Source organism: Kitasatospora sp. NPDC024654 (assembly GCF_055559155.1).
In genome coordinates this window covers 182,835-190,567 of sequence record NZ_JBVHLF010000006.1, presented here as the reverse complement: position 1 = coordinate 190,567, position 7,733 = coordinate 182,835, and the positions used below count along the sequence as shown (strand labels likewise).

The 7,733-nt window shown below is 72.2% G+C and carries 4 protein-coding genes; 3 read left to right on the top strand and 1 reads right to left on the bottom strand.

Going from position 1 to position 7,733, the window contains the following annotated elements:
* Nucleotides 1-172: 172 nt before the first annotated feature.
* Nucleotides 173-1,381, bottom strand: coding sequence for a L,D-transpeptidase (locus ACZ38L_RS06140; RefSeq protein WP_465689680.1), 1,209 nt, complete (start codon nucleotides 1,379-1,381; stop codon nucleotides 173-175).
* Nucleotides 1,382-1,708: 327 nt separating this feature from the next.
* Between ACZ38L_RS06140 and glgX the strand changes: the two genes are divergently transcribed.
* The 3 genes from glgX (at nucleotide 1,709) to ACZ38L_RS06125 (ending at nucleotide 7,599) form a co-directional block, all read left to right on the top strand.
* Entirely contained in the window at nucleotides 1,709-3,901 is a 2,193-nt protein-coding gene (gene glgX, locus ACZ38L_RS06135; RefSeq protein WP_465689678.1) for a glycogen debranching protein GlgX, read from the top strand.
* 84 nt (nucleotides 3,902-3,985) lie between these two features.
* Nucleotides 3,986-5,797: an ABC transporter ATP-binding protein gene (locus ACZ38L_RS06130; protein WP_465689676.1), complete on the top strand. Its 1,812-nt coding sequence runs from the start codon at nucleotides 3,986-3,988 to the stop codon at nucleotides 5,795-5,797.
* Nucleotides 5,794-7,599, top strand: coding sequence for an ABC transporter ATP-binding protein (locus ACZ38L_RS06125; RefSeq protein ID WP_465689674.1), 1,806 nt, complete (start codon nucleotides 5,794-5,796; stop codon nucleotides 7,597-7,599). Before ACZ38L_RS06130 ends, ACZ38L_RS06125 begins: the two co-directional genes overlap by 4 nt.
* Nucleotides 7,600-7,733: the final 134 nt, after the last annotated feature.

The window sequence follows — 7,733 nt, the reverse complement described above, 5'->3', positions numbered from 1 at the left end:
GGGCCGTCCACCTACCCAGACACACCGCAACGGCGCCAACGGCCAGCACAGAGATCAACTGACCAGCCGTCGGCCACTACCTGCGGATTCGGGTCAGAACCAGGCCGGAACGGCAATCGGCCCGATACCGCGCGTCGCGGTATCGGGCCGATTGTCACAGCCGCCCCTCAGGTCACCAATTGGACCAGGGAATGTTCCAGCCGCTCAGGCCGTTGCCCGGATCCACCTGCGGACCCGTGGAGTTCTTGACGATCACCACATCGCCCACCATCGATTCGGCGTACATCTTTCCGGCCGGCGAACTGGGGCTGCCCCCCTCGACGTCCTGCAGGCCGATGCAGCCGTGGCTGACGTTCTCGTGGCCGTAGGCGCCGGCCGCCCAGTAGTTGCCGTGCACGTAGGTGCCGGAGTCGGTCAGCCGCATCGAGTGCGGGACCATCTCGTCGTACGAGGCGCCGCCCAGGCCGGGGACCGTGGAGGACTTCATCTCCACCGTCCCCTCCATGCGCTCGATCACCATGGTGCCGTTGTAGGTGGCCCAGTTGGCGGGGTCGGAGGCACCGGTGGTGACCGGGATCACCTGGGTCTGCGAACCGTTGGTGACCACCGTCATGGTGTGTGCCGCCGCGTCGACGGTGCTGATCTGCGAGCGCCCGATGGTGAAGGTCTCGTCGCGGTCCGAGCCGCCGTAGACGCCCGGGGAGATCTCCACGCTCTTCAGCCGGATGTGCACGGTGACCTGGGTCCCCGGCGTCCAGAAGTTCTGCGGCCGCAGCTCGTACCAGTTGTCCTCGTTGAACCAGTGGCCCTTGACCTGGGTGCCGTCCGAGGCGGTGACGGTGATCGCCTGGGCGACGGCGTCCTTGTTGGTGACCCGCTGGCCGAACTCCAGCTGGATGATCATGCCGACCCCGTAGGTGGAGCCGGTGGTGATGTTGTCCTCGCTGTGCGCGGTCTTGGTCGGGGTCAGCGTGGTGAAGCTGCTGGTGGTGGTGGAGGTGACCCCCTTGGCGTCCACCGCCTGCGCGCTCACCTGGTAGGTGTCGCTGACCGAGAGGTCGCCGGCCGGGGTCCAGCTGGAACCGTCCGGCGAGAGGGTGCCGTTCACGGTCGAGCCGTCACTGCCCTTGACCGTCACCCCGGTGAGCTTGCCGCTCGCCACGCTGACCTTCAGCGCCCCGCTCGGCGCCACGTTCTGCGTACCGTTCTTCGGCTCGATGTCGACCACCGCGGCGGAGGTCTTCGCCGCCGCCTGAGCCGCCGTACCGCCCCCACTGCCCCCGGCCGAGCTGCCGCCGCTGTGGCCGCCCCCGCCGCTGCACGCCGCGAGCAACAGCGCGCCGCTGAGCGCCCCCACCGCGCGTATCCACTTCGTCGCCATTCGACGTCCCCTTCAGTTCGGTCCCGCGGTCATATACGCCGTGGACCGGAGATCAGTTGCACCATCAGCCGAAACCGCCCGGTCCACCCCGGGACCGGACCCCGTTGCCCCGCGCGTGCGAAAGGATAACGGGGCCGAATGAGTGAATCTTGGGAGGGAGCCGCGTGCCCACTCGGTGAACGACCCGCCCCCTGCGCCCGAGGGGCCGGGTCCATCCACATGGGCATGCCAGTCGCCTTCCGCCCGACAATCTGATTCCGCGTGGGACACGAGGGAACGATTCCACTCAGCGGACACCGGCAGTTTCGGCGAGCGGAGGGCGTGGTCATGACGGCAGGGCAGGAACTGGAGAGCGGACCCGGCCGTCCCGCCGCCCCGACCAGCGCCCCGCACCAACCGCCGCAGACCCCCTGGCCGGGCAGCTGGCAACCGCTCGGCGCCCGCTACCGGCACGACCCGCAGGGCACCTGCGGCACCAACTTCGCGCTCTGGGCGGCCGGCGCCGAGGCCGTCGAGCTCTGTCTCTTCGACGACGACGGCCAGGAGACCCGCCACCCGCTCACCGAGCAGACCTTCCAGACCTGGCACGGCCACCTGCCCGGAGTCGGCCCCGGCCAGCGCTACGGCTACCGGGTGCACGGCCGCTGGGACCCGTGGACCGGCGCCCGCTGGAACCCGGCCAAGCTGCTGCTCGACCCGTACGCCCGGGCCGTGGACGGCGTCTTCACCGGCCACGACGCCTGCTGCGGCTCGGTCCGCGACTGGCCCGAGCCCGGGGTCGCCGACACCGTCCGGGACAACCGCGACTCCGCGCCGTACGTGGCCAAGGGCGTGGTGGTGCACGATGACGACGACTGGTCCGACGACCGCCGGCCGAAGACCCCGTGGGCCGAGACCGTCCTCTACGAGCTGCACGTGCGCGGCTTCACCCGCCGTCACCCGGGCATCCCGCCCGAACTGCGCGGCACCTACGCCGGCCTGGCCCACCCCGCGGCCATCGAGTACCTGACCGGTCTCGGCGTCACCGCCGTCGAGCTGCTCCCGGTCCACCAGTTCGCCAGCGAGGACCACCTGCACGCCAAGGGCCTCACCAACTACTGGGGTTACAACTCGATCGGTTGGTTCGCCCCGCACGGCGGCTACTCCTCCTCCGGCACCCGCGGCCAGCAGGTCGGCGAGTTCAAGCGGATGGTCCGGGCGCTGCACCGGGCCGGCATCGAGGTGATCCTCGACGTCGTCTTCAACCACACCGCCGAGGGCGGCGAGCTGGGCCCGACCCTGTCGCTGCGCGGCATCGACAACGCCGGCTACTACCGCCCGGCCCGCGGCAACCGTGGCTACGCCGACTACACCGGCTGCGGCAACACCCTGGACACCCGGCAGCCGCACGCGCTGCGGCTGGTCACCGACTCGCTGCGGTACTGGGTGAGCGAGATGGGCGTGGACGGCTTCCGCTTCGACCTGGCCGCCGCGCTGGCCCGCGGCGGCGACGGGGTCGAGATGCACCACCCGTTCCTGGCCGCGGTCTCCCAGGATCCGCTGCTCAGCCGGGTCAAGCTGATCGCCGAGCCCTGGGACGTCGGCCACGGCGGCTACCAGGTCGGCAACTTCCCGCCGCTGTGGGCCGAGTGGAACGACAAGTACCGGGACACCGTGCGGGACTTCTGGCGCGGCGCCCGACCGGACGTCCGCGAGTTGGGCTACCGGCTCTCCGGCTCCTCCGACCTCTACCAGCTCGGCGGCCGCCGCCCGTACGCCTCGGTCAACTACGTGACCGCGCACGACGGTTTCACCCTGCGCGACCTGGTCACCTACCAGGCCAAGCGGAACGCCGCGAACGGCGAGGACGGCCGGGACGGCACCGACGACAACCGGTCCTGGAACTGCGGCGTCGAGGGCGAGACCGACGACCCGGCGGTGGTCGCGCTGAGACTGCGCCAGCTGCGCAACCTGATGGCCACCCTGCTGCTCTCGACCGGCGTCCCGATGATCACCGCCGGCGACGAGTTCGGCCGCACCCAGCAGGGCAACAACAACGCCTACTGCCAGGACAACGGGATCAGCTGGGTGGACTGGTCGCTGCTGGCCGACCCCGAGTGGCGCCGGCTGCACGAGCTGACCGCCCGGCTGATCCGGCTGCGCCGCGAGCACCCGGTGCTGCGGCAACGGGCGTTCTTCTCCGGCCGGGCCACCGTGCCGGGCGGGCAGCGCGACCTGACCTGGCTCACCCCGCGCGGCGAGGAGATGACCGAGGCCGACTGGTTCGCCCCGACCGCGGTGCTCGGGATGCTGCTCTCCGGCGGCGCGATGTCCGAACGGGACGAGCACGGCTGCGAGTTGTGCGACGACAGCTTCCTGCTGCTGCTCAACGCCTCGGCCCGGCCGGTCGAGTTCGTGCTGCCGCCGGGCGGCCCGTACCGGACCGTGCTGGACACCGCCGACCAGGCGACCGGCGCGCTGGCCGCCCGTTCGCTGCGGCTGCTGCGGGCCGTGGCGGGGGCGGCGAACGGGCGGCGCTGACCGCACCGCCCAGTGGCCGGTTCCGGACCGCGCGACGTGAAAACCTGGTGAGAAATCAAGGTCCGGCGCCCTACCCTCTCGGCGATGGACGAGAACACCACCCCCGCGCCCTCGCCCGCCACGGAACCGACCAGGTCCACCGTGCGCTCGCTGCTCCGGCTGCGAACCTACGCCCGACCGATCCGCTGGTACCTGGCCGGATCGATCCTGGCCGCCCTGATCGCCTCCTCGACCGTCCTGGTGGTGCCGCTGGTGCTGGGCCGGATCGTGGACGGCCCGATCGCCCACCACGACCTGGGCGGGCTCTGGGCACCCACCGGACTCCTGCTGCTGCTCGGGCTGGCCGAAGCCGGTCTCTTCGGCCTGCGCCGGGTGCTGATCGCCCGTCCGCTCTCCCGGGTCGAGGCCGCCATGCGCGACGACCTCTACGCCAAGCTGCAACGGCTGCCGGTGGCCTTCCACGACCGCTGGCCGTCCGGCCAGTTGCTCTCCCGGGCCACCTCGGACATGTACACCCTGCGGCTCTTCCTGGCCTTCCCGCTGGTCTTCCTGATCGTCAACACGCTGGTCTTCCTGGCCGGCAGTACGCTGATGTTCGCGCTGGACTGGCGGCTCGGACTGATCGCGCTGCTGCCCGCCGGTCCGCTCATCGTGCTCTGCCACTACTTCGAGAGCCGCTACTCGACCGCCGCCCGACTGGCCCAGGACCGCAACGGTGACCTGGCGACCGTGCTGGAGGAGTCGGTGCTCGGCATCCGGATCCTCAAGTCCTTCGGCCGGCACCGGACGATGGCCCAGCGGTTCCGCGAGCAGGCCGGCGAGCTGCGCTCGGTCGAGCTGCACAAGGCCCGGATGCTCGCCAACCTCTGGGCGGTGATCGTCGGTCTGCCCGAGGTCGCGCTGGGCTGCTCGTTGGCGGCCGGGGTCACCCTGGTGGCGCACGACGAGCTCAGCGCGGGCAACCTGGTCGCCTTCCTCTCCACCGCGCTGGCGCTGCGCTGGCCGGTCGAGTCGCTGGGCTGGCTGCTCGCCTACAGCAACGAGGCCGGCACCGCCGCCGACCGCTACTTCGAGGTGATGGACACCCCGGAGGAGCCCGAACTGGCCGTCGAGCAGACCGCGCCGACCGGCGACGGCATCCGCTTCAGCAAGGTCACCTTCCGCTACCCGGACGCCCCGGCCGACAGCCCGGACCTGCTCCGCGGCATCGACCTGCACATCCGCAGCGGCGAGACGATGGCCCTGGTCGGCGCCACCGGCAGCGGCAAGACCACGCTCACCGCGCTGCTCCCCCGGCTGTACGACGCCACCGGCGGCACCATCACGCTGGACGGCCAGGACATCCGGCGGCTGCCTCTCCCGCGGCTGCGCGAACTGGTCGCGGTGGCCTTCGAGGAGCCCACCCTGTTCTCCGCCAGCGTGCGGGAGAACGTGCTGATGGGCGCCCCGGACGCACCGCCGGAGGCGCTGGAGCGGGCGCTCGCCACCGCCCAGGCCGGCTTCGTCCACCAGCTGCCGCAGGGTGTCGACACCGAGGTCGGCGAGCAGGGCCTGAGCCTCTCCGGCGGGCAGCGCCAGCGGCTCGCGCTGGCTCGGGCGGTGGTCGGCGACCCGCGCTTCCTGGTGCTGGACGACCCGCTCTCCGCGCTGGACGTGCACACCGAGGCGCTGGTCGAGCAGGCGCTGCGCGAGGTGCTCGCCGGCTCCACCGCGCTGGTGGTCGCGCACCGGCCGAGCACGGTGCTGCTGGCCGACCGGGTGGCCGTGCTCGCCGACGGCCGGATCCTGGCCGTCGGCACCCACCAGGAGCTGCTGGACTCCTGTCCCGCCTACCGCGAGCTGATGTCCGGCCGCAGCGCGCTCGAAGAGAGCCTGGAAGGGAGCGTGGCCCGATGACCACCGTCGTGGAAGAGCCGATCGTCACCGGCGACGAGGACATCCCCGTCCCGCCCGGTGCCTCACGCGCGCTGCTGCGCTCGCTGCTCGCGCCGCACCGGCGCCGGGTGGTGCTGGCGATGCTGCAGATCATGGTCCAGCAGGCCGCCCTGCAGTCCGGCCCGCTGCTGGTGGCCGTCGCCATCGACCAGGGCATCCCGGCGCTGCGCCGGCACGACAGCGGCCCGCTGGTCGCGGTCACCGCCGCCTACCTGGGCTGCGCCGCGCTGAGCACGCTGCTGCAACGGGCCTTCATCCGGCTCTCCGGACTGATCAACCAGGACATCCTGCTGGAGCTGCGGAGCCGGATCTTCCGGCACGCCCAACGGCTCGGGCTGGACTTCCACGAGCGCTACACCTCGGGCCGGATCATCTCCCGGGCCACCAGCGATGTGGACACCCTGCGCGAGCTGCTCAACGAGGGCCTCCAGGAGCTGCTCTCGGTCGCCCTCTCGGTCGCGTACATCGCGGTCATCCTGCTGGTGATGGACTGGCGGCTCGGCCTGCTCTCGCTGGTCTCCGCGCTGCCGATGTACCTGCTGGTGCGGATGTTCCAGCGGCGCAGCGGTCGGGTCTACCGGCGCTCGCGGACCGCCAACGCCTCGGTGATCGTCCGCTTCACCGAGACCATGAACGGCATCCGCCCGGTGCAGGCGTTCCGCCGCGAGGCGGCCAACGAGGCGGCCTTCCGCGAGGTCAACCAGGGCTACGCCAAGTCCAACGCGGACGGCCTGCTGGAGATGGCCCGCTACGTCGGCTACTCCCGGGCCACCGCCAACCTGTGGATCACCGGCGTGGTGCTGGCCGGCGCCTGGCTGGTCACCGACGGCAGCCTGGAACTCGGCGTGCTCACCGGCTTCGTGCTCTACCTGCGCCGGCTCTACGACCCGATCGACCAGCTGGCGATGTTCCTGAACAGCTACCAGGCGGCCGGCGCGGCACTGGAGAAGATCTCCGGCCTGCTGGCGCACGAGCCCTCGGTCGCCGAGCCGGTCAGCCCGGCCGAGCTGCCGCGGACCGGCGCCAAGGGCCGCACGGTGGCCTTCGAGGGCGTCGGGTTCGCCTACCGCACCGGCAAGCAGGTGCTGCCCGCGTTCGACCTGACGCTCGCCGCCGGGCGGACCACCGCGGTGGTCGGCGCCACCGGGGCCGGCAAGTCCACCCTGGCCAAGCTGCTGGCCCGGTTCTACGACCCGTCCACCGGGCGGATCACCCTGGACGGCGTGGACCTGCGCGAGCTGTCCACCACCGAGCTGCGGCGCGGCGTGGTGATGGTCACCCAGGAGTCCTTCCTGTTCTCCGGCACGGTGGCGGAGAACATCGCGATCGGCCGGCCCGGTGCCTCCCGGGCCGAGGTCGAGGAGGCCGCCCGGGCGATCGGCGCGTACGAGTTCATCGCGGCGCTGCCGGACGGCTTCGACACCGACGTGCGCAAGCGCGGCGGCCGGATCTCGGCCGGTCAGCGCCAGCTGGTGGCCTTCGCCCGGGCGCTGCTGGCCGACCCCGCGGTGCTGATCCTGGACGAGGCGACCTCCTCGCTGGACGTCCCCGGCGAGCAGGCGGTCCAGCGGGCGATGCGGACCGTGCTGGCCGGCCGGACCGCCGTGATCATCGCGCACCGGCTCTCCACGGTGGAGATCGCCGACCGGGTGCTGGTGATGGACCAGGGCCGGATCGTCGAGGACGGCTCCCCGGCCGAGCTGGTCTCCGCCACCGGCCGGTTCGCCACGCTGCACACGGCCTGGCGGGAGAGCCTGGTGTGACCCTCACGGCGGGGCGGGCACTGCTGAGCCCGTGGTGGGGGGGGGGGGGGGGGGGAGACCCCCCCCCCCCCCCCCCGACACCCCCCCCCCCCCCCCCCCCCCCCCCCCCCCCCACCCCCCCCCCGCCCCGACCC

What these genes read in the sequence shown, in the direction of transcription:
- ACZ38L_RS06140 (WP_465689680.1), bottom strand. Translation starts at nt 1,381, where the DNA reads ATGGCGACGAAGTGGATACGCGCGGTGGGGGCGCTCAGCGGCGCGCTG.
- glgX (WP_465689678.1), top strand. Translation starts at nt 1,709, where the DNA reads ATGACGGCAGGGCAGGAACTGGAGAGCGGACCCGGCCGTCCCGCCGCC.
- ACZ38L_RS06130 (WP_465689676.1), top strand. Translation starts at nt 3,986, where the DNA reads ATGGACGAGAACACCACCCCCGCGCCCTCGCCCGCCACGGAACCGACC.
- ACZ38L_RS06125 (WP_465689674.1), top strand. Translation starts at nt 5,794, where the DNA reads ATGACCACCGTCGTGGAAGAGCCGATCGTCACCGGCGACGAGGACATC.